This window comes from Oleiphilus sp. HI0067 (genome assembly GCF_001635735.1).
The window spans coordinates 1-275 of sequence record NZ_LWFI01000805.1 but is presented as its reverse complement, the minus strand read 5'-3'; the positions used below and the strand labels follow the sequence as shown (position 1 = coordinate 275).

At 46.9% G+C, this 275-nt stretch carries 1 protein-coding gene; it reads right to left on the bottom strand.

The genetic code is table 11. From position 1 onward, the window contains the following. Positions 1 to 275: NAD-glutamate dehydrogenase domain-containing protein (locus A3739_RS08640; protein ID WP_156502492.1), on the bottom strand; the 275-nt coding region annotated here is incomplete at both ends.

The following is a 275-nucleotide window of genomic DNA, read 5'->3' as shown; positions in this document are numbered from 1 at the left end:
CGCAATTGATGTCGCATTCGCGCCCGTAGAGGTATGAAGCCGCTCAACAAAAGAAATGCCCATGTGGTTGACCATATCATTGGCGACCTGCGTTGCGACAATCTCACTGTGTAACTGGTGCTGGCTAATCTGCTCGCCGAACTTCTTATTCAAGCGCGAGGGAAATACATTGAATACTTCTTTTGCAACGTAAGCATCTGATGTGAAACATGAATCGTTTAGCAGCTCTTTGAGATCACCTTTCACATACGAAATGAGCACTGCTAGCTCAGGGC